Below are 21,986 nucleotides of genomic sequence, written 5' to 3'. Positions count from 1 at the left end.
ATCCTCTTCAATATGACGGAAGCCTACATTCTTGACGCCGTGCGCACCCCGCGCGGCAGGGGCCGCGCCAGCGGCGGTCTGCACGAGGTGCCTTCGGCGCGCCTGGCCGGGGGCCTGCTGGGCGCGCTGCGCGACCGGCACGGCCTGGACACCTCGCAAGTGAACGACGTGATCCTGGGCTGCGTCGAGCCGGTGCAGGAGCAGGCGGCCGACATCGCCAAGAGCGCGGTGTTCGCCGCCGGCTACGACCAGGCGGTGCCCGGCATCCAGATCAACCGCTTCTGCGGCTCGGGCCTGGAGGCCTGCAACTTCGCGTCCGCGCTGGTGAAGTCCGGGCAGGCCGAACTGGTCATCGGCGGCGGCGTGGAGAGCATGTCGCGCGTGCCCATGTTCACCTCGGGCGGCCCCTGGATCACCGACCCGCAGCTCACCATCCCCAACCGCATCGTGCCCCAGGGCATCTCGGCCGACCTGATCTCCACGCTCTATGGCTACAGCCGCCAGGACGCGGACGCCTACGCGGTCGAGAGCCAGCGCCGCGCGGCCCAGGCCTGGCGCGAGGGTTACTTCGACAAGTCGGTGGTGCCGGTGCGCGACCTCAACGGCCTGGTGATCCTGGCGCGCGACGAGCACGTGCGCGGCGACACCACGATGGAGACGCTGGCCAAGCTGGAACCTTCGTTCACCGCGCAGGGCGAGAAGATGGGCTTCGACGCGCTGGCGCTGCACCGCTACCCGCAGCTCGGCGGCATCGAACACATCCACCACGCGGGCAACTCCTCGGGCATCGTGGACGGCGCCTCGGCGGTGCTCATCGGCACGAAGGAAGCGGCGGCCGCGCAGGGCCTGAAAGCCCGCGCCCGTGTGCGCGCCTTCGGCACCGTGTCCACCGAGCCCACCATCATGCTCACCGGCCCGGCGCCGGCCGCGCAGGCCGCGCTCAAGCGCGCCGGCATGAACGCGCGCGACGTGGACCTGTTCGAGTGCAACGAGGCCTTCGCCTCCGTCGTGCTGCGCTTCATGGAGGTGCTGGACGTGCCGCACGACCGCGTGAACGTCAACGGCGGCGCGATCGCCATGGGCCACCCGCTGGGCGCCACCGGCGGCATGCTGCTCGGCACCCTGCTCGACGAGCTGGAGCGGCGCGACCTGAGCACCGGCGTGGTCACGATGTGCGTGGGCGGCGGCATGGGGTCCGTCATGGTCATCGAGCGCGTCTGAGCGCCACAACAACAAGCAACTGGAGCGAAACAATGGTGGATTACACGGTGGACGCGGACGGCATCGCGACCCTGACGTGGAACGTGGCGGACCGGCCGATGAACGTGCTGAACACGGACTCGATCGCGGCCTTCGGCGCGGCGGTGAACCGCGCGGTGGCGGACGCGGCCGTGCGCGGCGTGATCGTGACCTCGGCGCGGCCCGAGTTCCTGGCCGGTGGGGATCTGGAATTCATCCGCACCATCTCGAGCGCGCAGCAGTCCATGGACATCACCGGGCCGCTGAGCGCCACGCTGCGCCGCATCGAGACCTCGGGCAAGCCCTTCGTGGCCGCCATCAACGGCACGGCGCTGGGCGGTGGCCTGGAGGTCTGCCTGGCCTGCCACCGCCGCATCGCGGTGGACGACGCCAGGCTGCAGCTCGGCGTGCCCGAGGTGACGCTGGGCCTGCTGCCCGCCGCCGGCGGCACGCAGCGCCTGCCGCGCATGATCGGCATCAAGGCCGCGCTGCCTTACCTGCTGGAGGGCCGCAAGGTCGGGCCGCAGAAGGCGCTGGAGGCGGGCATCGTGGACGAGGTGGTGCCGGCGGCCGAGCTGCTGGCGCGTGCGAAACACTGGCTGCTGAACGAGGGCGCGAGCGCCACCGTCAAACCCTGGGACGCCAAGGGCTACAAATTCCCCGGCGGCACGCCGCAGTCGCCCGGGCCCACGCAGGTGTTCTTCGGCGTGTCCGGCCACCTGCTGGGCAAGACGCAGGCGCTGTACCCGGCGCCCGAGGCCATTCTGGCGGCCGTGTACGACGGTTGCCAGGTCGACATCGACACCGGCCTGCGCATCGAGCAGCGCCAGTTCGCGCGCCTGGCGACCTCGCCCGAGACCAAGAACATGATCCGCACGCTGTTCTACGCCATGGGCGATGCGAACCGGCTCGCGGGCCGGCCGAAGGACGTGCCGCCGCGCAAGTTCGGCAAGGTGGCGGTGCTCGGCGCCGGCATGATGGGCGCGGGCCTGGCCCATGTGTGCTCGGTGGCCGGGCTGGAGACGGTGCTGCTGGACGTGAGCCTGGAGGCCGCCGAGAAAGGCAAGGCCTACGGCGCGAAGATCCTCGACGGCCAGGTGGCCAAGGGCCGGCTGGACGCCGCGCAGCGCGACCAGACCCTGGCGCGCGTGAAGACCACCACCGACATGGCCGAGCTCGCGGGCTGCGGCATCGTGATCGAGGCGGTGTTCGAAGACCGCGCGGTCAAGGCCGACGTGACGCGCCGCGCCGAGGCCGCGATGGACGCCGACGCCATCTTCGCCACCAACACCTCCACGCTGGCCATCACCGGCCTGGCCGAGGTGTCTTCGCGCCCCGCGTCCTTCGTGGGCCTGCACTTCTTCTCGCCGGTGGAGAAGATGCCGCTGGTGGAAGTCATCCGTGGCGGGAAGACCGGCGAGGCCGCCGTGGCGCACGCCATGGACTTCGTCAAGCGCATCCGCAAGACGCCCATCGTGGTCAACGACTGCCCGGCCTTCTACGCCAACCGCGCCTTCGGCATGTACCCCTTCGAGGCCATGACCATGCTGGCCGAGGGCGTGAACCCGAACCTGATCGAGAACGCCGGGCGCCTGGCGGGCATGCCCATGCCGCCGCTGGCGCTGATCGACGAGTTCTCGGTCGAGCTGCTGCACAAGGCCATGAAGCAGGGCCGCCTGGACCAGGGTGCGGCCTACCGCGAGCAGCCGCAGGACGAGGTGCTGGTCGCCATGGTGGACGAGCTGGGCCGCCCGGGCCGCAAGGCCGGCAAGGGCTTCTACGACCACCCCGCCGAGGGTGGCAAGAAGCTCTGGCCGGGCCTGGCGCAGCGCTTCCCGCTGGCGGAGGAACAGCCCAGCCTGGACGACGTGCGCCAGCGCCTCATGTACTCGCAATCGCTCGAGGCCGCGCGCTGCGTGGCCGAGGGCATCGTGAGCACGCGCGACGCCGACGTGGGCTCGCTGCTGGGTTGGGGTTTCCCGGCCGTGCTCGGCGGCGCCATCAGCCACATCGACATGGTGGGCGCGGCCCGCTTCGTGGCCGAATGCGACCGCCTGGCCAAACGGCACGGCGCGCGCTTCGAGGCGCCCCAGGCGCTGCGCGACATGGCCGCAGCGAACGGCCGCTACCACCCGATCTGATTCCCTTCAACCACCCCTGCAGGAGACAAGAGATGAAGCACCGCCACCTGATCCCATTGGCCGCCGTGTCCCTGGCGGCGCTGGCCTGGCCGGCCCTGGCCCAGCAGCAAGGCGTGAGCAAGGACCAGTTGCTCATCGGCTCCATCCTCGACCTCTCCGGCCCGCTCGCGGGCTACGGCAAGGACCTGCGCAACGGCATGAACCTGCGCATCGCCGAGGTGAACGAGCAGGGCGGGGTGCAAGGCCGCAAGCTCGCGCTGCGGGTGGAAGACAACGGCTACGACCCCAAGCGCGCCGTGCTCGCCGCGCAGAAGCTGGTGAATCAGGACAAGGTGTTCGTGATGGTCGGCATGCTGGGCGCGGCGAGTGCCAACGCGGCCATGCCCACGCTGGCGCAGAAGAACGTGATGAACTTCTTCCCCATGGCGCTGGCCAAGGACATGTACGAGCCGGTGGACAAGCTCAAGTTCGCTTTCGTCTCGTCCTACATCGAGCAGATGACGCGCGCCACGCCGCGTCTGTACAAGGAAAAGAACGCCACCAAGGCCTGCACCCTGTACCAGGACGACGACTATGGCCAGGAGGTGATGAAGGGCGCCGAGATCGGCCTCAAGAGCATCAACGTGGAGTTCGCCGAGCGCACCACCTACAAGCGCGGCGCGACCGACTTCTCTTCCCAGGTGGCGCGCCTGCGCGCGGCCAACTGCGACTTCGTGGTGCTCGGCACGGTGATCCGAGAGACCGTGGGCGCCATCGCCGAGTCGCGCAAGCTGGGCTACAACCCGACCTTCCTGACCTCGGTGGGCGCCTACACCGACCTGATCCCGCGCCTGGGCGGCAAGGGCATGGACGGCCTGTACTCGACCATGATGGCGCAGGTGCCCTACGAGGACGACGCCTCGCAGCCGCTGCGCTTCTGGGCCAACAAGTACAAGACCGCCTACAACGAGAACCCGACCGTGTTCTCGACCTACGGCTACGTGATCATCGACCGGCTGGCGACCGCGCTGCAGAAGAACGGGCCCAACGTGAGCACCGATGCGCTGGCGAAGACGCTGGAATCGCTCAAGGTGCCGAGCGACATGTTCGGCATGCCGGCCATGAGCTGGTCGCCCACCAGCCACCTGGCCACCAGTGAGGCGCGGCTCTCGCAGATCCAGAACGGGCGCTGGAAGGTCGTGCTCGACTACGACCAGATGATGAAATGAACCGAGGGGCCGGGGCCTACTTCTCGGCCATGAAACCGAGCAGGAACAGGCGCGTGATGCGCTCGCAGAGTTCGTCGGACTTCATCGGGCCGCCGGGCCGGTACCAGTAGTCGGTCCAGTTCAGCATGCCCAGCAGCATCATGGCGTAGGGCTTGTAGACGCCGTCTTCCAGCCCGGGGTGGAGTTCGCGCAGCAGGTCGGCCACCTGGTCGGTCACCTTCTTCTCCAGCTGGCGCAGCGGCGTCTGCATGGCCTTGGGCAGGAACTTCACGTCGTTCATCGCGATGACGTGGCGGCGGCGCGATTGCGCCGACTTCTGCGCGTAGGTCTGCACGAAGGCGGCGAAACGCTCCTTCACCGGCCGGTCGCCGGCCACGGCCTCGTCCACGCTGGCGATCACCCGCTCCAGGTGCTCCGTCAGCATGGCGCTGAGCAGGTCGTCCTTGGTCGGGAAGTAGTGGTAGAGCATGGACTTGGTCGCGCCGCAAGCCTGCGCGATGTCCTGCATCTTGGCGTTGGGGTAGCCCACCTTCGCAAAAAGCGCGGCGGCGCTGTCCATGATGGATTGGCTCTTGGCGTCGTAGTCGTCGGATCGCACGCGTGGCATGTCTGTTTCCTCTCAGAGGCCTGAGAGTGTACCCCGTTGAATTTCCCCGCCCGCCTCGCGCCCAGGGCTTTAAATAACCCGACGTGTCGGTCTATAATAGTGGCAGAACCCTTTGGAGACCGTTTCCATGACCCTGCCTTACTTCAGCGAACCCGACATCGTCGACGAGGACCTGCGCATGGTGCGCGAGCAGCTGCGCCGCTATGTGGATGAGGTGATCGTGCCCCATGGCGACGCCTGGGAAGCCAGCGGCGAGATCCCGCGCCACGTCTTCACCGACCTGGGCGCGATGGGCTTCCTGGGCATGCGCCACCCGGTCGAATATGGCGGCGGCGGGCTGGGGGCCCTGTCCTCGCTGGTGCTGGGCGAGGAGCTCTCGCGCTCGACCTACGGCGGCGTGGCTTCCGCGCTCACGGTGCACAGCGACATGTCGCTCTCGCACATCGCGCACCGCGGCACGCACGAGCAGAAGCAGCGCTACCTGCCGGCGGCTTGCGCGGGCGAGAAGGTGGGCGTGATCTGCGTGACCGAGGCGCACGCCGGCTCCGACGTGGCGGGCCTGAAGACGCGCGCCGAACGCACCGACGGCGGCTGGGTGATCAACGGCTCCAAGATGTTCATCACCAACGCGGTGTTCGGCGACATCTACATCGTGGCCGCGCGCACCGACCCGCACGCCAAGGGCAGCAAGGGCCTGTCGCTGTTCATCGTGGAGAAGGGCAACCCGGGCCTGAAGATCGCGCGCAAGCTGGACAAGCACGGCTGGCGCTCGTCCGACACGGCCGAGCTCTACCTGGAAGACCTGCAAGTGCCGCACGACGCGCTGCTGGGCGAGGAGGGCAAGGGCTTCTACTACATCATGAGCACCTTCCAGAACGAGCGCCTGGTGATCGGCGCGCTCAGTTCGGGCACGGCCTCGCGCGCCATCGAGCTGACGGTGGAGTACGTGAAGCAGCGCCAGGCCTTCGGCAAGTCGTTGTGGGACCAGCAGGTGGTGCGCAACAAGCTGGCCTGGATGGCCTCGAAGACGGCGGCCGTGCGCTCGCTCACCTACCAGTGCGCACAGATGATCGACGAGGGCAAGGACATCGTCCGCGAGGTCTCCATGCTCAAGTGCTTCGCCGCCGAGACCCTGCAGGAGGTGGTGCACACCTGCCTGCAGCTGCACGGCGGCACCGGCTACATGATCGGCACGCCGGTCGAGCGCATGGCGCGCGACGCGCGCATCCTCACCATCGGGGGCGGGGCCACCGAGGTGATGCTCGAAGAAGTCGCCAAGCGCATGTGAGCGGGGGCTACGCACCATGAGCGGACCTCTGCACGGCGTCACCGTCATCGAACTCGCGGGCATCGGCCCCGGCCCCTTCGCCGGCATGATGCTGGCCGACATGGGGGCCGAGGTGATCCGGATCGACCGCATGCCCCCGCCCGGCGGCGGCAGCGCGCTCGAGGCGCTGATGCGCAACGACAGCGTGGTGGACCGAGGGCGCCGCTCCATCGCGCTCAACATGAAAGACCCGCGCGCGGTGGAGACCGTGCTGCGGCTCGTGGACAAGGCCGACATCCTGATCGAGGGCTTTCGCCCGGGCGTGACCGAAAAACTCGGCGTCGGCCCGAAGGACTGCCTGGCGCGCAACCCGAAGCTGGTCTACGGCCGCATGACGGGCTGGGGCCAGACCGGGCCGCTGGCCCAGGCCGCCGGCCACGACCTGAACTACATCGCGCTCTCGGGCGCGGTGCACGCCATGGGCCCGGCCGACCGGCCACCCGCCGTGCCGCTGAACCTGGTGGGCGACTACGGCGGTGGCGGCATGCTGCTCGCGCTCGGCGTGGTCGCCGCGCTCTATGAAGCGCAGCGCTCGGGTCAGGGCCAGGTGGTGGACGCGGCCATCACCGACGGCGCCGCCGTGTTGATGGCCGCGCAGTATGGCCTGCAGGCCAAGGGCTTCTGGCACGAGGAGCGCGCGAGCAACTTCCTCGACGGCTCGGCGCATTTCTACGGCAACTACCTTTGTGCGGACGGGCGCTACCTGTCGGTCGGCGCGATCGAGCCGCAGTTCTACCGGCTGCTGCTGGAGAAGTGCGGCATCACGGATGCTCACTTCGCGCGGCAGTGGGAGCGCGCCGAGTGGCCCGCGCTGCGCGAGAAGCTGGCGGCGCTGTTCCTGCAGAAGAGCCGCGACGCCTGGTGCGAACTGCTCGAAGGCAGCGACGCCTGCGTGGCGCCCGTGCTCAGCATGGCCGAGGCGCCGGCGCACCCGCACAACCGCGCGCGCGGCACCTTCGTGGAGCAGGGTGGGGCGGTGCAACCCGCGCCCGCGCCGCGCTTCGACCGCACGCCCAGCGAGCTGCCGCCGGCCGCGCCCGCGATCGGCCGCGACAGCCGGGACATCCTGCGCTCGCTCGGGCGCAGCGACGCCGAGATCGACGCGCTGGTGGCCGCCGGTGTGGCGCACGGGGCGCCGGACTGAGATGGCCGGCACGCCGCCGCCCCCGGTGACGCGCCGCCAGGTGCACCTGCGGCGCATCCACTGCGAAGGCTTCGAGCGCGACGACGGGCTCTTCGACATCGTGGGCACGCTGCTCGACACCAAGCCGTTCCCGATCGAGCTGGAAGAAAAGAGCGTGGGGGAGAACCAGCCCATCCACCACATGAGCCTGTGCCTGACCATCGACCGCGACCGGCTGATCCACGGCGTGGAGGCGCACACGGTGGAGGGGCCGCACGCCGTGTGCGGCGCCATCACCGAGAGCTACCGCCGCCTGATCGGGCAGCGCATCCAGCCCGGCTTCATCCTGGTGGCCAAGCGCCTGTTCCGGGCCGAGCTGGGCTGCACCCACATGACCGAGCTGCTGCCGCCCATGGCCACCACCGCCTTCCAGATGCTGTGGAGCGGCGCGGACGACGTGACCGACCGCGAGCAGCCCGAGCACCGCAACTCGCCCCTGGGCGGCTGCCACGCGCTGAAGACCGACGGCGAGATCGTGCGCCTGCATTTCCCCGAGCAATACACCGGCAAGGCCGGAGGAGACCCGACATGAGTGGCGCACCCGCCGTGCTGTTCGAGGTGGCCGATGGCATCGCCACCCTGACCCTCAACGAAGCCGCGCAGATGAACCCCATCAGCGTGGGCATGCGGCAGGGCTGCCTGCGGGCGCTGGAGCGGGTGCGCGAGGACGCTTCCGTGCGCGCCCTGATCCTCACCGGCAGCGGCAAGGCCTTCTGCTCGGGCGCCAAGCTGTCCGATTTCGATCCCGACCGCCCGGCCCATGGCGGCACCAGCGCCGGGCGCGCGATCGGCGACATGATGGCCGACGCGGGCAATCCGATCGTGACGGGCCTGCGCGCGCTGCGCGTGCCGGTGGTGTGCGCGGTCAACGGCGCGGCGGCCGGCGGCGGTGTGGGCCTGGCGCTGGCGGCCGACATCGTGATCGCGGCGCGCTCCGCGTTTTTCTACCTGCCGTTCGCCCAGGCGCTGGGCCTGGTGCCGGACCTGGGCGCGAGCTGGACGCTGCCCCGCGCGGTGGGCCGCGCCCGCGCGCTCGGGCTGACGCTGCTGGGCGATCGGCTCTCGGCCCAGGACGCGGCGCAATGGGGACTGATCTGGGCCTGCGTGGACGACGCGGAGTTGCCCGCCCAGAGCCTGCGGCTCGCGCAGCGGCTCGCCCGCCTGCCCGCCCATGCCGTGCACGAGGTGCGCGGGCTCTACGAACAGGGCGGTAGCCACAGCTTCGAACAGCAGGTGGCCCTGGAGCGCGAGCGCCAGATGGAACTGGCGGATCGGCCTGCCTTTGCCGAAGGCGTGCGCGCCTTTCTGGAGAAGCGCGCCCCCCGGTTCTGAGCGCGAGAAGACCAGAAGAAGAAAAAGGGGAGGGAACCGCCGCCGTGTGACGGCCACCCTGAGGAGACAGACAGCATGAAGACAGCGGGGCGCAACGACCCTTGCCCGTGCCTGAGCGGAAAGAAGCACAAGCATTGCTGCCTGGCGGGTGGTGGCGGTGCGCCTGCGCCGCAGGCGGATGCGCTGCACCGGATGGGCCTGTGGGCTCTGGAGGCGGGTGACGCCGCGGCCGCGCTGGACCACCTCACGCGCGCCACGCTGGCCCGGCCCCGGTTTCCCGAAGCCCACTACCACCTCGGCCTGCTTCACATGCAACAGGGCCTGCTCGACCAGGCCGCGGTGCACTACCGCCAGGCGATCGCGATCGCCCCCGGTTTTCTGCAGGCGCATGCCAACCTCGGCGTCGTGTTCAACCGCCAGGGGCAGCCGCTGCGGGCGCTCGATTGTTTCCTCCAGGCGCTGTCGATCCACGAGGCCGTGGAAGTGAAGATCGGCGTGGCCGAATGCCTGCAGCGCCTGCCTCTCCAGGCCTTGCAGCGCCACCTGCGGCCGGTGCTCGCGCGCGCGATCGCCGAAGCCTGGCGGCGCCCCGAGGAGCTGGCGCGCGCGGCCAGCGCGCTGATCCTGTGCGAGCCGCACCTGCAGGGCGCCATCGGGCAGGAAGGCCCGATGGCGGTGCAGGCCCTGGCGCCCTGGTGCGAGGACCGCCTGCTGCTGGCCCTGCTGGAGAGCGCCACGGTGTGCGACGTGGTGCTGGAGCGTTGCCTGACCCGGGCGCGCGCGGCGCTGCTGGCCGAAGCGCTGGCGCCCGTTGCCCCTGAGGAAGGTCTGTGGGCCTTGCGGGGTGCGCTCGCCCGGCAGTGCTTCATCAACGAATACGCGTGGGTCCGCAGCGGGCCCGAAACCGGGCAGTTGGCGCAACTCCAGGCCCGGATCAACGCCACGCTGGACACAGGTGGCCTGCCGCAGGCGCACGAGCTGCTGGCGCTGGCCAGCTACCGGCCGCTGCACACCCTGGCCCACGCCGACGCGCTGTCGGCCCGGCCGTGGCCCGAGGCGCTGCGGGCCGTGATGCGGCAGCAGATCGACGGCGTGCGGGAGGAAGAACGCCTGCGCGAGCGCCTGCCGCGCCTGACCGCCATCGGCGAAAACACCTCGTGTCGCGTGCGGCGGCAGTACGAGGAGAACCCTTACCCGCGCTGGACGCGCCCTTCGCTGTTCCCCGCGCCCTTGTCGCTCGACGACCGCTTGCGCGGGCAGGTTCCTCACGCGCGCTTCCAGCCCCTGGGCGAGCGCCGCAGCATCGACATCCTGGTCGCGGGCTGCGGCACCGGGCGCCACTCGACCGAGACCGCGAACCACTACCGGGGCGCGCAGGTGCTCGCGATCGACCTGAGCGCCCGCAGCCTGGCGTATGCGATGCGCCAGGCGCGGGCGCTGGGCCTGGCGCGCATCGAATACGCGCAGGCCGACCTCCTGCAGCTCGGTGCGATCGAGCGGCGGTTCGACCTGATCGAATCGGTCGGCGTGCTGCACCACCTGGCCGAGCCCGAAGCGGGCTGGCGCGCCCTGTTGCCGCTGCTGCGGCCGGGCGGCCTGATGCTGGTCGGGCTCTACAGCGAGCTGGCGCGCGCGCCGGTGGTGGCGGCGCGCCGCTTCATCGCCGAGCGCGGTTTCCCGGCCACGGCCGACGGCATCCGCGATGCCCGCGCCGCGCTGATGGCCTGCGATGGCCCCGAAGCCCTCCAACGGCTGACCACCTTTGGCGACTTCTTCGGCCTCAGTGCCTGCCGGGACCTGCTGTTCCACGAGCAGGAGCACCGCACCACGCTGCCCGCCATCCAGGCGCTGCTGCGCCGGCTGGGCCTGGACTTCGTGGGCCTGCACGTGGAGCCCACGGTGCGCCAGCGGTTCCGCGCGCGCTTCCCCCACGAAGGCGCGGCGCACGACCTGGGCCTGTGGCACCGGTACGAAACCGAGCACCCCGAGACCTTCGTCGGCATGTACCAGTTCTGGGTGCAGAAGCCCGCGTGAGCCGGCGTTGATCAGCCCATGAGGCGAGGCCAGGTGCTTTTGAAGATGTCGCAGAACCGCTCGGCCAGGCGCGAGAGAGGGCGCTCGCCGTGGTGCATCAGGCGCGCTTCCAGTTGCGCCTCGCAGCGGTAGGGCAGCGACACCAGGCCCGGGAACGCCTTGCCGGCGACGGCGGTCGCATCGACCACGGCGATGCCCGCGCCCGCCAGGCAGTACCAGCAGGCGGCCTGGCCTGAGCGCACTTCCACGGAGGCGCGGATTTCCTCCGCGTACTCGCCGTACAGGTCGCGCGGCGAGATGCCGTAGCTCAAGGACTGTGGGAACGAGATGATCTGCTGCCCCCGCAGGTCGGCGGCGCGGATGGAGCGCCGCGACGACAGCGGGTGGCCCTTGGGCATGACGCAGACGAGGCCGCAAGGGTACCGGGACAGAAGCTCGAGGCTCGGATGGGGCTGGACGCCCATCGTGACGCCGATGTCGGTGGTGCCGTCGAGCAGCGATTGCACCAGCAGATGCGGCACCAGTTGCTCGATGCGCACCACCGCCAGCGGTGTCATGCGGATCAGCTCCTGAACGACGGTGGGCACCACCGTGGCGCCCAGGCTCGCCGACACCCCGACCACCAGCGTGCCCCCACTGGGATTCGAGAGTTCGTGGGACAGATCGCGCACGCGTTCGACGCGCTCCCAGAGCCGCTCGACCTCGGCATACAGCCGGTGCGCTTCGGGCGTGGGCACCAGGCGGTTCTTGACGCGCGCGAAGAGCTGCAGCGCGTTGCGGCGCTCGGCCCCGGCCAGCAGCTTGCTCACGGCCGGCTGGCTGATGTGCAGCAGTTCGGCCGCGCCCTTGATCGATCCGGTCTGCATGACGTGGCGAAAAACTTCCATCTGGCGCAGGTTCATGGCATCGACGAGAGATTAACCAAAGGTTATCAGCGTACACCAAGAATTCAATTTACCCAGCGCGCGCGCCGCCCAACAATGGCCTGGCGTTCGATACATCCCAGGAGACAAACATGATCCGTTCCACGTTCCGCGCGACCGCCGGCGCGCTGCTGTTGGCGCTGGCGGCCGGCCATGCGCACGCCCAGCTCGCCGACGCCGAGAAGTACCCGAACAAGCCGATCCGCTTCGTGGTGGCCTTCGCCGCCGGCAGCGCCACCGACACCGTGGCCCGTTTCGTGGGCGCCCACATCACCAAGGTCACGGGGCAGCCGGTGGTGATCGAAAACAAGCCAGGCGGCAATGGCTTCCTGGCGGCGAGCTTTGTCGCCAAGGCGCCGCGCGACGGCTACACCGCCCTGGTCACCACCCAGACCACGCACGCCGCCAACCCCGCGTTGTTCAAGCGCTTGCCCTACGACCCCGTCAAGGACTTCACGCCCATCGCCACCGTCAGCAAGGGCGCCACGGTCCTGCTGGCCCGCAAGGACTTCCCCGCCAACAACGTGCGGGAGCTGACCGAGCTCGCGAAGAAGAGCCCAGGCAGCCTGACCTTCGCCAGTTCCAGTGCCTCCGCCCGCGCCGGTGGCGAGCTCTACAAGCTGCTCGCCGGTGTGGACCTGCTGCACGTGCCGTACCAGAGCCCCTCGCAGATCATGACGGACATCGCCGGTGGGCGCGTGGACCTCACCTGGTCGGACGGGCTGAACGCGATGACCAACATCCGCAGCGGCAAGATGAAAGCCCTGGCCACCACCGGCGCGGAGCGCATGAGCAGCACGCCCGACATTCCCACCTTCGCCGAACAGGGCCTGACCGACTACCAGCTGTACGCCTGGACCGCCGTCTACCTGCCGGCGCAGGCGCCGGAGGCCGTGGCGCGGCGCCTGAACGAACTGGTGCGCGAGGCCATCGTCAGCGACCCCAGCTACTTCCGCCAGAGCGGCAGCGAACCCAATCCCTTGACGCTCGAGCAATTCGCCCGCTTCCAGGAGAAGGAGATCGCGCTCTGGGCCCGCATCGTCAAGGCCGCGGGCATGGAGCAGGAGTGACACGGCATGGCCGATGAAAATGTGCTGCTGGCTTCGCGCGACGGGCATGTGCTGCTCCTGAAGCTGAACCGGCCGGAACGCCGCAATGCGCTGTCGAAAGCCCTGATCCACGCGCTGTCCGAGGCGGTGCTGGCGGCGGGCGAAGACGGGGTCACGCGCTGTGTGGTGCTGACGGGCGAAGGCCCGGTGTTCTGCTCGGGCGCCGACCTGAAGGAGATGGGTCAGCAGGACGAACGCGCCAGCGAAGGCGAGGCCCCGCCGTGGCGCGGTCCGAACGCGCGCATCGAGCGCACGGTGTTCGAGGTCCTGCTGGACTGCCCGGTGCCCGTGGTGGCCGCGCTCAACGGAAGCGCGATGGCCGGTGGTTTCGAGTTGGCGCTGGCCTGCGACATCCGCCTGTCCCACTGGGGTGCGCGCTTCGGCTTGCCGGAGGCCCGGATCGGCCTGGGCGCGAACTTCGGCTCCGTCATGCTGGCCCGGCGCGTGGCGCCCGCGCTCGCGATGGAGCTGCTGTGCACGGGCGACGCCATGGACGCCGGGCGCGCGTGGCACAGCGGCCTGCTCAACGCCCTGGTGGAAGAAGACCAGGTGCTCGCCAGCAGCATGGCGCTGGCGCAGCGGATCGCGTCGAACGCGCCGCTGTCCGTGCGGCGCATGAAAGCCAACGCCCTGAAGACGCTGGACATGCCGGTGGCCGCCGCGCTGCGCATGGAGATCGGCCCCAGCCCCTACACCAGCGAGGACCGCCGCGAAGGCGTGCGGGCCTTTCTCGAGAAGCGCGCGCCGGTGTGGCGCGGCCGCTGATCCCCACCTTCCGCCAACGACCGAACCCGATGACCCAACCGAGACCCGGTGGCGTGCCGCCACGCCTTTTCAATCCGCGCAGCATCGCCATCGTCGGCGCTTCCGCCGACCCGCTCAAGCTGAGCCACAGACCCCTGGAGTACCTGCGCCACGGCGGGTACGCGGGCGAGATCTTCGTGGTCAACGCGCGCGCCGACGAAGTGGCCGGCCTGCGCAGCTACGCCCGCATGGCCGATCTGCCGGCCGTGCCCGATGTCGCGTTCCTGGTGGTCCCCGGTGCGCAGGCACTGCAGGCGGCGACGGAGTGCGCCAAGCTCGGCGTGGGCTCGGCCGTGGTCGCGTCCACGGGCTTCGCCGAGGCGGGCGAGGAGGGCGCCGCGCGCCAGCTCGCGTTGACGGCGCTCACCCGGGAATGGGGCATCCGCTTCGTCGGGCCCAACACCAACGGCCTGTACGCCACCCACCAGCGCCTTTCGCTGGGCTACAACGCGGCGCACGCGCAGGTGCTCGCCGAAGGGCCGGTCTCCATCGTCTCGCACAGCGGCGCGCTGTTCTCCACCTTGTCCGCCCGCATGAACACGGGTGGCGTGGGTCTGTCCAAGTTCGTGGCGGTGGGCAACGAGGCGGACCTGGACATGCTCGACTTCTTCGAGTACCTGGTGAACGACCCGCAGACGCAGGTGATCCTGCTGGTGCTGGAGGCCTTGCGCGACGGCACCCGTTTCCTGGACATCGCCGCGCGCGCCCAGGCCGCGGGCAAGCCGGTGGCCGTGCTCAAGCTGGGCATGACACAGGCGGGCGCGGCGTCCACCAATGCGCATTCGAGCCGCCTGGCGGGCAGCGCGCGCGCCTACCGCGCCTTGCTGGACGCCGCGGGCGTGGCCCAGGTGAGTTCCGTCGAGGCGCTGGTGGCCTTCGCGCGCCTGGTGCAGAGCCAGCCGCCCGGTTGGCAGCCACGAGGTCTCGGGCTGGGGGTGCTCACCGCCTCGGGCGGCGGTGGCACGCTGATCGCCGATGCGGCGGTGGCCCAGGGACTCGAGGTCGCCGCCCTGAGCGACGCGGCGACCCAGGCCTTGACCCGCATCAAGGGATCGCCCGGCCTGCTGAACCCGCTGGACGTCACCAGCGTCGGTGGGACGCCCAGCAGCGGCGCGACGGCGGCCCTGCTGGCGGGCGATGGGCCGGTGGACGCCGTGGTCGCGTTCCTGCACACCTTGCCGTCGGCCGTGGGCCGGGAAACCTTCGCGCGCGCCATTGGCGACGCCCGGCGCGGCAGTGGAAAGCCGCACCTGGTCATCGCACCGGGCACGCTGCCCGCCGAGCAGGCGGCGCTGCTGGCGTCCCAGGACGTGCCCGTCTTCACCGACAGCGCCAGCGCCATGGAAGCCCTGGCGGCTTTCATGAAAGCCGCGCGCAGCCGGCGATCGCGTGGGCCGGCAGACCCTGAGGTGAACCTGAGTGCCCTGCCGGCGGGCGCCGCCGGTCAGGCCCGCGCGCTCAACGAAATCGCCGCCATGCGCTTGTTCACCGAGGTCGGCATCCGCTGCGTGGCGCGCGCCATCGTGGCGGATGCCCCGGCGGCGAAGGCCTTCGCGGCGCAATGCGGCACCCCCATCGTGCTCAAGGGCGTGGTCGACGGGATCGAACACAAGTCGGACGTGGGGCTGGTGCAGCTCCATCTGGACACGCCCGACAAGGTGGCGCAGGCCTTCGAGCGCATCGGGCGCGCGATGGCGGGCTTGCCGGTGCCGGGCCACGTCTGCGCGCAGCAGATGATGCGGGGCGAACTCGAGCTCATCGTGGGTGTCGTGCACGAGGCCCCCCTGGGTCGCTTCCTGTTGATGGGCCTGGGCGGCCGGTACGCCGAAGCGATCGACGACGTGCAGCTGCTGCGCATGCCGGCGAGCCGCGACGAGATGCGGGCCTTCGTCCTGAAGGGCACCGTGGGGCGCGTCGTGACGGCCGCCCGATGGCCACGCGCCAGCACGCTGGAGGACCTCGTGGAGGTGCTCGAGCGCCTGCAAACCCTGACCGCCAACCTTGGCCCCACCTTGCAGGCCATGGAAATCAACCCCTTGCTCATCGGCGACGCGGCACCCGTGGCGCTCGATGCCCTGATTGTTCTGACCACCGAAGGAGATCACCCGTGAGATTGGGCACCCTGCTGCGCGAAGGCGAGCACCACACCGTCCTGAAGCTGGACGACGACACCATCGTCGATCTGCACCTGGCCTTGCCGCTGCTGCAGCGCGAAGGCCAACTGAAGTGGCTTGCGCCTGGCGCGACCACCGACATCGTGCAACTGATCGCGCTGGATGAACGGGCGCTCGAGCTGGCCCAGGCGGTCGCGCAGGCCTTGCCCGGGCTCGGCGCCGCGCGGATCGCGCCCGATGCCTTGCGCCTGGCCGCGCCGATTCCGCGCACGCGCAAGAACGTCTTCTGCCTGGGGCGCAACTACGCCGAGCACATCCAGGAGGACAACACCTCGCGCGACAAGGCCACGCCTCTGCCCGAAGCGCCGCAGTTCTTCACCAAGCCCGCCACCTCCATCACCGGGCCGGACACCGACATCGAGCTGGACAGCGCGGTCACGCGGCGGCTGGACTACGAAGTGGAACTGGCCTTCGTCATCGGCCGGGGCGGCCGCGACATCCCGGCCAAGGACGCCTGGAAGCACGTCTTTGGCTACACCATCGTGAACGACGTGACCGCGCGCGACCTGCAGCGCCGCCACGACCAGTGGTTCAAGGGCAAGGGGCTGGACACCTTTTGCCCGATGGGGCCATGGATCGTGCACGCCAGCCAGATTCCCGACCCCCACGCCCTGCGCATTCAGCTGGACGTGAACGGCGAGCGCCGGCAGGACGCCAGCACCGCGGACATGATCTTCAGGATCCCGGCCATCATCGAGTCGCTGTCGGCCGGCCTGACGCTGGAGCCGGGCGACGTCATCGCCACCGGCACGCCCTCGGGCGTGGGTTACGCCATGAATCCGCGCTGCTTCCTGGCCGACGGGGATGTCGTCACCTGCCGCATCGAGGGCCTGGGCGAGTTGTCCAACCGGGTGCGGGCCCGCCCCGGGGCGGGCGTGTCCTGACTAGTTGGGCTGCGCGCCGGTCTCCTTGACCACCCGGGCCCACTTGGCCAGCTCCTTGTGCAGGTAGTCGCGCGATTCGGCGACGCTGCCGCCCAGGGGCTCGAAGCCGGTGGCGGCGAGCCTGGCCAGGAAGTCCGGGTCCTGCTGCAGGCGCGCCACCTCGCGGTTGACGCGCTGCAGGATGGCGTCGGGTGTCCTGGCGGGCGCGAACACGCCGACCCAGGTCACGTCCTCGAAGCCGGGGAAGCCCGATTCGGCCACGGTGGGCACGTCCGGCAGCGCGGCGGAGCGCTTGGAGCCGGTGACCACCAGGCCGCGCACACGGCCGGACTTGACCAGCTCCACGGCCGCCGGCAGCGCCACGCTGGCCAGCTGCGTCTGCGCGCCCATGATGGAGTTGAGCGCCGGCCCCGCGCCCTGGAACGGCACGTGCGTGACCGGCACCTTGCCCAGCACCTTGAAGAGGTACTCGGCCGTCAGGTGCGGCGTGGTGCCCGCGCCGGCGGTGCCGTAGTTGTAGGTGCCGCCCTTGGCCTCTTCCATCACCTCCTTGAGGTTGCGCGGCTTGAGCGAAGGCGCGATCGCGATCAGGTTGGGGCTGGAGGCGACCAGGGTGGCCAGCGTCAGGTCTTTCTCGGCGTCGAAGCCGAGGTTGCGCTGCATCGACGGGTTCACCGCGTACGAGCTGGTGTTGATGAGCAGCGTGTAGCCATCGGGCTCGGCGCGCGCCACCAGGGCCGAGGCCACGCTGCCGCCCGCGCCCGGGCGGTTGTCCACCACCACGCTCTGGCCGAACACCTCGCCCAGCTTCTGGCCCAGCAGGCGGGCGATGATGTCCGCCGGCCCCGCGGGCGCGAAGGCGACGACGAGGCGCACCGGCTTGGTGGGCCAGGGGGCAAGGGAGGCCGGCTGCTGGGCCAGGCCGAGCGCTGGGGCGGCCAGCAGGGCGGCCGCCAACAGGGTCCGTGCAAGGGATCGACGTTGCATGGTGGTTTGTCTCCTTTTGTTGTGGTGGGGATGCGCGCGCCGTCAGACCGTCTTCAGCACATGGCGCGCCATTTCTTCCCGGGTGCAGATCCAGACGTCGTCCGCGGCTTTGACGCGCGCCATGATTTCGTCGTAGACCCAGGCGCCGGACGGCCGGCCCATGACGTGCGTGTGCGCGGTGACGTCCAGCATCAGCGGCGCGCGCTCGGCGCGCATCGCGGCGAAGGTGTCGTCGAAGGTGTCGAGCATGTGGCGCGGGCCCTGGCCGTAGCGGATGCAGGTGGGCAGGTCGTTCACATCCATGGTCAGCGGGATGCCGACGATGCGCTGGCCGCCGAAGTCCATCACGTAGGGGCGGTCGTCGTCGTTCACGTCGCCATGGTGCAGGTAACCGGCCTCGGCCAGCAGGCGCGAGCTGATCGGGCTGCCCGTGCCGCGCGGGCTGATCCAGCCCGTGGGCGCGACGCCGGCCGTCTTGGTGAGCAGGTCGTGGTTGCGCCGCAGGTTGGCGCGCTCGCCGGCCTCGTCGAAGTACACCGGGATCACGTCCATGCCCCACGAGTGGTTGATGACCTCATGGCCCAGCTCGGCGAGCTGGCGCACCGTGGCCGGATCGCGCTCGCAGATCACGCCGTTGACCATGATGCTGGTCTTGACGGCGTGCTTTTCGGCGATGGCCAGCAGGCGGTGGATGCCGCGCGTCAGGCCGAACGAGGCCCACGAATGCGCGTTGGTGTCGAAGAAGCCGGGCTTGAGCACGTTGCCCATGGGGCCGATGCCCGGCGCCTGGCCATCGGACCAGGCTTCGTAGGCGATGTTGAAGATGACGGCCAGCTGGCGGCCACCGGGCCAGCGGAAGTCGTCGGGCAGTCGGGTCACGCGGGGTTCCATCAATGGTTCTCCTGGGCAATGGGGTTGGACAGCAGGCCGACGCCGTCGATCTCGATCTCGATGCGGTCGCCGGGCTGCATCCACACGGGAGGTTTGCGCGCATAACCGACGCCGGCCGGCGTGCCCATGGCGATCACGTCGCCGGGCTCCAGCGTGAGCACTTCCGAGAGCAGCACCAGCGCCTGGGCCACCGTCACCACCATGTGGCCGGTGTTGTCGCTCTGCATCACGCGGCCGTTCAGGCGCGACTCGATCTTCAGACCGGTGGCGCCCGGCGGCAGGTCGGCCGCCGGCACCAGCCAGGGGCCGAACGCGCCGGTGCCGTCGAAGTTCTTGCCGATGGTCCATTGCGGCGTGCGGCGCTGGTAGTCGCGCAGCGTGCCGTCGTTGAAGCAGGCGTAACCGGCGACCGCCTGCAGCGCGTTGGCCTCGCTGAGGTGGCGCGCGCGCTGACCGATCACCACGGCCAGCTCGGCCTCGAAGTCCAGCTTGTCGGAGACGCGGGGCCGCACCAGCGGCGCCTGGTGCGCGATCAGCGAGGTGGCGCCGCGCATGAAGAAGGCCGGGTACTCGGGCGCCGCGTTGCCGCCTTCGGCCGCGTGGGCGGCGTAGTTCAGGCCCAGGCAGATCACCTTGCCCGGCCGAGGCACGGGCGTGAGCCACTGGACGCGGGCGGCATCCAGGCGTTCGCCACGGGCCAGCGCCGCCGCACTGGCGCCGCCCGCCAGCCGTTGCAGCCAGGCGGCGGGGTCGTCACCCGCTGGCGCGGGGCCCAGGTCGATGAGGTCGTCGCCCTGCTGGACGGCCCAATGGGCAGGCCCACCCGCAAGCGTTGCAATGCGCGCAAACTTTGGCATGATGTCGATAAATCCTTTGATACGTTGTTTTGTCGATAAAAATTATGCAACCGTTGTTGTTGTCGATAATTAAGTGAAAACCCTATGCAGACCGATGCCCCACCCGAGATCTCGACGCCCACGCTGACCCGCACCACCTACGACCGGCTGCGGGCCGACGTGCTGTCCGGCCGCTGGCAACCCGGCCGCAAGCTGTTGATGCATGAATTGCGCGAGCACTACCAGGTGGGCGCGAGCCCGCTGCGCGAGGCGCTCAACCGCCTGGCCAGCGAGGAATGGGTGGTGCACAGCGACCAGCGCGGCTTCAGCGTGGCGCAGGCCACGCAGGCGCAGCTGGACGACCTGGTGTCCACGCGCATCGCCGTCGAGTCGATGGCCCTGGCGCAGGCCTTCGCGAAGCGCTCGGCGGCCTGGGAGGAAAAGGTGGTGTTGGCCTTCCACCGCCTGTCGCGAACGCCGCGCTCGGTGGGGGAGGCCGACTACGAGGAGAACCCGGAATGGGAGCGGCTTCACCGGGCGTTTCACGTCTCCCTGCTCGAAGGCTGCGGCTCCCCCCTGTTGCTGGGCTTCTGCGAACAGCTGTACGACCAGGCCTATCGCTACCGGCAGCTCGCGGCGCGCAAGGCCTACAAGCGCCGCAACGAGCTCGATGAGCACCGCGCCATCTTCGACGCGGTGATGGGCTCGCAGCTGGAAGAGGCGCAGCGCCTCATGGCCGAGCACTACCGTCGCACGGCGGGGATCTTCTTCGAGGCCAGCGCCTAGGCCGGGGCGGGCGGCGCACCTGAACCGGCGGGGGAACGGCAGGAAAAGAATTCAACCGCAAGGAGCGGAGTGCCGGGAAGAGGGCGGGTTCCTAGACTCACTCCACCCTTTCGACACCTAGCGCCATGGCCATGCAGACCCGTTCCCTTTTCTGTTCCACCGACGACAGCACCGCGAAGCCCGACGCCAGCGGCTGGGCAGGCATGGCGCAGCGGCTGGACGCGCAGGGACATGCCGTGCTGCCTGGCCTCCTGACGGCGGAGCAATGCGAGGCACTGGCCGCGCTCTACCCGCAGGACAAGGGCTATCGCTCGCGGATCGTCATGGCCCGCCACGGGTTCGGGCGCGGCGAATACAAGTACTTCTCGTACCCGTTGCCGCCGCTGATCGACCAGTTGCGCCATGCGCTGTACCCTCGGCTGGCACCGATCGCCAACCGCTGGAACCGGCAGCTGGGGATCGCGGTGCAATACCCCGACGAGCTGGATGATTTCCTTCACCGGTGCCACCAGGCCGGCCAGACCCGCCCCACGCCGCTGATCCTTCAATACGGCGAAGGCGACTACAACTGCCTGCACCAGGATCTGTATGGCGAGCACGTCTTCCCGCTGCAGGTGGCGATCCTGCTCTCGGAGCCGGGCCGGGACTTCGCCGGCGGCGAGTTCGTCATGACCGAGCTGTCCACCCGGGGCCAGCGCGCGGAGGTCGTCGGGCTGCGCCAAGGGGATGCGGTGGTGTTCACCGTCCATCAACGGCCCGCGATGGGACAGCGCGGCATCCGCAAGCTGGCCATGCGGCACGGCGTCAGCCGCATCCACAGCGGTCGGCGCCACACCGTCGGCCTGATCTTTCACGACGCGAGGTGAACATGCCATCGCTCGACCTTTTCGAGGCCACGGCGCAAGACGAGCGCCAGCGCCTGGGGCCTGCCGCGATGGTGTTGCGCGGCTTCGCCCTGCCGTGCGTGCGTGAGCTGCTGCCCGCCATCGACGCCATCGAAGCCATCTCGCCGTTCCGGCACATGGTCACGCCCGGTGGCTTCACCATGTCGGTGGCATTGACCAACTGCGGCGCGCTGGGATGGACCACCGACCGGCGCGGCTACCGCTACAGCGCGGTCGATCCGGACACCGGCGCCCCCTGGCCGGCCATGCCGGCGGTGTTGGCCCGGCTGGCCACCCAGGCGGCGGCCGCGGCGGGATTCGACGGCTTCGAGCCCGATGCCTGCCTCGTCAATCGCTACCGGCCCGGCAGCCGGCTTTCGCTGCACCAGGACCGGAACGAGCGCGACGACACCGCGCCCATCGTCTCCGTGTCGCTGGGCATGTCGGCCACGTTCCTGTTCGGTGGCCAGGCGCGCACCGACCCCGTGCTCAAGGTGCCGCTGCACCATGGCGATGTGGTGGTGTGGGGCGGTGCCGATCGCCTGCGATACCACGGCGTGATGCCGCTCAAGGAGGCGCCGCATGCGCTACTCGGCAGCCAACGCCTCAATCTCACCTTCCGCAAAGCGGGATGACA

The 21,986-nt window shown here is 70.0% G+C and carries 20 protein-coding genes; 15 read left to right on the top strand and 5 right to left on the bottom strand.

Features of this window, described 5'->3' with window-relative positions; translation table 11 throughout:
- Nucleotides 1-12: 12 nt before the first annotated feature.
- The 3 genes from AC3WPZ_RS02920 to AC3WPZ_RS02910 are packed head-to-tail and all read left to right on the top strand — an operon-like array spanning nt 13 to nt 4,588.
- Nucleotides 13-1,221: an acetyl-CoA C-acetyltransferase gene (locus tag AC3WPZ_RS02920; protein WP_492438034.1), complete on the top strand. Its 1,209-nt coding sequence runs from the start codon at nt 13-15 to the stop codon at nt 1,219-1,221.
- Nucleotides 1,222-1,253: 32 nt separating this feature from the next.
- Nucleotides 1,254-3,380, top strand: coding sequence for a 3-hydroxyacyl-CoA dehydrogenase NAD-binding domain-containing protein (locus AC3WPZ_RS02915; RefSeq protein WP_492438032.1), 2,127 nt, complete (start codon nt 1,254-1,256; stop codon nt 3,378-3,380).
- Between the two features lie 32 nt (nt 3,381-3,412).
- Nucleotides 3,413-4,588: an ABC transporter substrate-binding protein gene (locus AC3WPZ_RS02910; RefSeq protein WP_492438030.1), complete on the top strand. Its 1,176-nt coding sequence runs from the start codon at nt 3,413-3,415 to the stop codon at nt 4,586-4,588.
- Nucleotides 4,589-4,604: 16 nt separating this feature from the next.
- On the opposite strand, the gene AC3WPZ_RS02905 is transcribed toward AC3WPZ_RS02910, so the two are convergent.
- Nucleotides 4,605-5,195 carry a TetR/AcrR family transcriptional regulator gene (locus AC3WPZ_RS02905; protein WP_382157993.1) on the bottom strand — a complete coding sequence of 197 codons (591 nt, stop codon included), beginning with the start codon at nt 5,193-5,195 and terminating at the stop codon, nt 4,605-4,607.
- A gap of 127 nt (nt 5,196-5,322) precedes the next feature.
- Here AC3WPZ_RS02905 and AC3WPZ_RS02900 point away from each other — a divergent pair, with 127 nt between their 5' ends.
- The 5 genes from AC3WPZ_RS02900 to AC3WPZ_RS02880 all read left to right on the top strand — a co-directional run bounded on the left by AC3WPZ_RS02900 (nt 5,323) and on the right by AC3WPZ_RS02880 (nt 11,071).
- A complete protein-coding gene (locus AC3WPZ_RS02900) occupies nt 5,323-6,483 on the top strand; it encodes an acyl-CoA dehydrogenase family protein (protein ID WP_492438028.1) in 1,161 nt (386 codons plus the stop codon).
- 16 nt (nt 6,484-6,499) lie between these two features.
- The gene (locus AC3WPZ_RS02895; protein ID WP_492438026.1) at nt 6,500-7,666 is read left to right on the top strand and encodes a CaiB/BaiF CoA transferase family protein; all 1,167 of its coding nucleotides are present in this window, start codon (nt 6,500-6,502) and stop codon (nt 7,664-7,666) included.
- Nucleotide 7,667: 1 nt separating this feature from the next.
- Nucleotides 7,668-8,237 carry a DUF2889 domain-containing protein gene (locus AC3WPZ_RS02890; protein ID WP_492438024.1) on the top strand — a complete coding sequence of 190 codons (570 nt, stop codon included), beginning with the start codon at nt 7,668-7,670 and terminating at the stop codon, nt 8,235-8,237.
- A complete protein-coding gene (locus AC3WPZ_RS02885) occupies nt 8,234-9,037 on the top strand; it encodes an enoyl-CoA hydratase-related protein (protein WP_492438022.1) in 804 nt (267 codons plus the stop codon). The genes AC3WPZ_RS02890 and AC3WPZ_RS02885 overlap by 4 nt, the downstream gene beginning before the upstream one ends.
- Nucleotides 9,038-9,112: 75 nt before the next feature.
- Nucleotides 9,113-11,071: a methyltransferase domain-containing protein gene (locus tag AC3WPZ_RS02880; RefSeq protein ID WP_492438020.1), complete on the top strand. Its 1,959-nt coding sequence runs from the start codon at nt 9,113-9,115 to the stop codon at nt 11,069-11,071.
- 11 nt (nt 11,072-11,082) lie between these two features.
- On the opposite strand, the gene AC3WPZ_RS02875 is transcribed toward AC3WPZ_RS02880, so the two are convergent.
- Nucleotides 11,083-11,973, bottom strand: coding sequence for a LysR family transcriptional regulator (locus AC3WPZ_RS02875; protein ID WP_382157981.1), 891 nt, complete (start codon nt 11,971-11,973; stop codon nt 11,083-11,085).
- A 113-nt stretch (nt 11,974-12,086) separates the two neighbouring features.
- On the opposite strand from AC3WPZ_RS02875, the gene AC3WPZ_RS02870 reads away from it, so the two are divergent.
- Genes AC3WPZ_RS02870 through AC3WPZ_RS02855 form a run of 4 tightly spaced genes read left to right on the top strand, consistent with a single transcriptional unit; the run spans nt 12,087 to nt 16,965 of the window.
- A complete protein-coding gene (locus tag AC3WPZ_RS02870; RefSeq protein ID WP_492431849.1) occupies nt 12,087-13,064 on the top strand; it encodes a Bug family tripartite tricarboxylate transporter substrate binding protein in 978 nt (325 codons plus the stop codon).
- Nucleotides 13,065-13,070: 6 nt separating this feature from the next.
- Nucleotides 13,071-13,868 (top strand): enoyl-CoA hydratase/isomerase family protein, encoded by a 798-nt coding sequence (locus AC3WPZ_RS02865; protein ID WP_382324819.1) that lies wholly within the window; start codon nt 13,071-13,073, stop codon nt 13,866-13,868.
- A gap of 29 nt (nt 13,869-13,897) precedes the next feature.
- Nucleotides 13,898-16,018, top strand: a complete 2,121-nt coding sequence (locus AC3WPZ_RS02860) for an acetate--CoA ligase family protein (protein WP_492438018.1) — start codon at nt 13,898-13,900, stop codon at nt 16,016-16,018.
- The gene (locus AC3WPZ_RS02855; protein ID WP_492438016.1) at nt 16,015-16,965 is read left to right on the top strand and encodes a fumarylacetoacetate hydrolase family protein; all 951 of its coding nucleotides are present in this window, start codon (nt 16,015-16,017) and stop codon (nt 16,963-16,965) included. Before AC3WPZ_RS02860 ends, AC3WPZ_RS02855 begins: the two co-directional genes overlap by 4 nt.
- Here the strand turns inward: AC3WPZ_RS02855 and AC3WPZ_RS02850 are convergent, their stop codons facing one another.
- The 3 genes from AC3WPZ_RS02850 to AC3WPZ_RS02840 are packed head-to-tail and all read right to left on the bottom strand — an operon-like array spanning nt 16,966 to nt 19,700.
- Nucleotides 16,966-17,952 carry a tripartite tricarboxylate transporter substrate binding protein gene (locus AC3WPZ_RS02850; protein ID WP_492438014.1) on the bottom strand — a complete coding sequence of 329 codons (987 nt, stop codon included), beginning with the start codon at nt 17,950-17,952 and terminating at the stop codon, nt 16,966-16,968.
- 42 nt (nt 17,953-17,994) lie between these two features.
- A complete protein-coding gene (locus AC3WPZ_RS02845; RefSeq protein WP_382157968.1) occupies nt 17,995-18,843 on the bottom strand; it encodes a polysaccharide deacetylase family protein in 849 nt (282 codons plus the stop codon).
- Nucleotides 18,843-19,700 (bottom strand): fumarylacetoacetate hydrolase family protein, encoded by an 858-nt coding sequence (locus AC3WPZ_RS02840; RefSeq protein ID WP_492438012.1) that lies wholly within the window; start codon nt 19,698-19,700, stop codon nt 18,843-18,845. The genes AC3WPZ_RS02845 and AC3WPZ_RS02840 overlap by 1 nt, the downstream gene beginning before the upstream one ends.
- A gap of 84 nt (nt 19,701-19,784) precedes the next feature.
- Between AC3WPZ_RS02840 and AC3WPZ_RS02835 the strand changes: the two genes are divergently transcribed.
- From AC3WPZ_RS02835 to alkB, 3 genes are all read left to right on the top strand, one after another.
- The gene (locus tag AC3WPZ_RS02835; RefSeq protein WP_492438010.1) at nt 19,785-20,465 is read left to right on the top strand and encodes a GntR family transcriptional regulator; all 681 of its coding nucleotides are present in this window, start codon (nt 19,785-19,787) and stop codon (nt 20,463-20,465) included.
- A 203-nt stretch (nt 20,466-20,668) separates the two neighbouring features.
- Nucleotides 20,669-21,331 (top strand): 2OG-Fe(II) oxygenase, encoded by a 663-nt coding sequence (locus AC3WPZ_RS02830; protein ID WP_492438117.1) that lies wholly within the window; start codon nt 20,669-20,671, stop codon nt 21,329-21,331.
- 2 nt (nt 21,332-21,333) lie between these two features.
- Nucleotides 21,334-21,984, top strand: a complete 651-nt coding sequence (alkB, locus tag AC3WPZ_RS02825; protein ID WP_492438008.1) for a DNA oxidative demethylase AlkB — start codon at nt 21,334-21,336, stop codon at nt 21,982-21,984.
- Nucleotides 21,985-21,986 lie beyond the last annotated feature (2 nt).

Source organism: Hydrogenophaga sp. FW305-3-2-15-A-LB1, assembly GCF_058787875.1.
Note: the sequence above shows the minus strand (reverse complement) of the source record. Positions and strands in the feature narration are given on the sequence as shown.

Excerpts from the sequence above, each read along its gene's own strand:
- AC3WPZ_RS02920 (WP_492438034.1), top strand. The coding sequence starts at position 13 with ATGACGGAAGCCTACATTCTTGACGCCGTGCGCACCCCGCGCGGCAGG.
- AC3WPZ_RS02915 (WP_492438032.1), top strand. The coding sequence starts at position 1,254 with ATGGTGGATTACACGGTGGACGCGGACGGCATCGCGACCCTGACGTGG.
- AC3WPZ_RS02910 (WP_492438030.1), top strand. The coding sequence starts at position 3,413 with ATGAAGCACCGCCACCTGATCCCATTGGCCGCCGTGTCCCTGGCGGCG.
- AC3WPZ_RS02905 (WP_382157993.1), bottom strand. The coding sequence starts at position 5,195 with ATGCCACGCGTGCGATCCGACGACTACGACGCCAAGAGCCAATCCATC.
- AC3WPZ_RS02900 (WP_492438028.1), top strand. The coding sequence starts at position 5,323 with ATGACCCTGCCTTACTTCAGCGAACCCGACATCGTCGACGAGGACCTG.
- AC3WPZ_RS02895 (WP_492438026.1), top strand. The coding sequence starts at position 6,500 with ATGAGCGGACCTCTGCACGGCGTCACCGTCATCGAACTCGCGGGCATC.
- AC3WPZ_RS02890 (WP_492438024.1), top strand. The coding sequence starts at position 7,668 with ATGGCCGGCACGCCGCCGCCCCCGGTGACGCGCCGCCAGGTGCACCTG.
- AC3WPZ_RS02885 (WP_492438022.1), top strand. The coding sequence starts at position 8,234 with ATGAGTGGCGCACCCGCCGTGCTGTTCGAGGTGGCCGATGGCATCGCC.
- AC3WPZ_RS02880 (WP_492438020.1), top strand. The coding sequence starts at position 9,113 with ATGAAGACAGCGGGGCGCAACGACCCTTGCCCGTGCCTGAGCGGAAAG.
- AC3WPZ_RS02875 (WP_382157981.1), bottom strand. The coding sequence starts at position 11,973 with ATGAACCTGCGCCAGATGGAAGTTTTTCGCCACGTCATGCAGACCGGA.
- AC3WPZ_RS02870 (WP_492431849.1), top strand. The coding sequence starts at position 12,087 with ATGATCCGTTCCACGTTCCGCGCGACCGCCGGCGCGCTGCTGTTGGCG.
- AC3WPZ_RS02865 (WP_382324819.1), top strand. The coding sequence starts at position 13,071 with ATGGCCGATGAAAATGTGCTGCTGGCTTCGCGCGACGGGCATGTGCTG.
- AC3WPZ_RS02860 (WP_492438018.1), top strand. The coding sequence starts at position 13,898 with ATGACCCAACCGAGACCCGGTGGCGTGCCGCCACGCCTTTTCAATCCG.
- AC3WPZ_RS02850 (WP_492438014.1), bottom strand. The coding sequence starts at position 17,952 with ATGCAACGTCGATCCCTTGCACGGACCCTGTTGGCGGCCGCCCTGCTG.
- AC3WPZ_RS02845 (WP_382157968.1), bottom strand. The coding sequence starts at position 18,843 with ATGGAACCCCGCGTGACCCGACTGCCCGACGACTTCCGCTGGCCCGGT.
- AC3WPZ_RS02840 (WP_492438012.1), bottom strand. The coding sequence starts at position 19,700 with ATGCCAAAGTTTGCGCGCATTGCAACGCTTGCGGGTGGGCCTGCCCAT.
- AC3WPZ_RS02835 (WP_492438010.1), top strand. The coding sequence starts at position 19,785 with ATGCAGACCGATGCCCCACCCGAGATCTCGACGCCCACGCTGACCCGC.
- AC3WPZ_RS02830 (WP_492438117.1), top strand. The coding sequence starts at position 20,669 with ATGGCGCAGCGGCTGGACGCGCAGGGACATGCCGTGCTGCCTGGCCTC.
- alkB (WP_492438008.1), top strand. The coding sequence starts at position 21,334 with ATGCCATCGCTCGACCTTTTCGAGGCCACGGCGCAAGACGAGCGCCAG.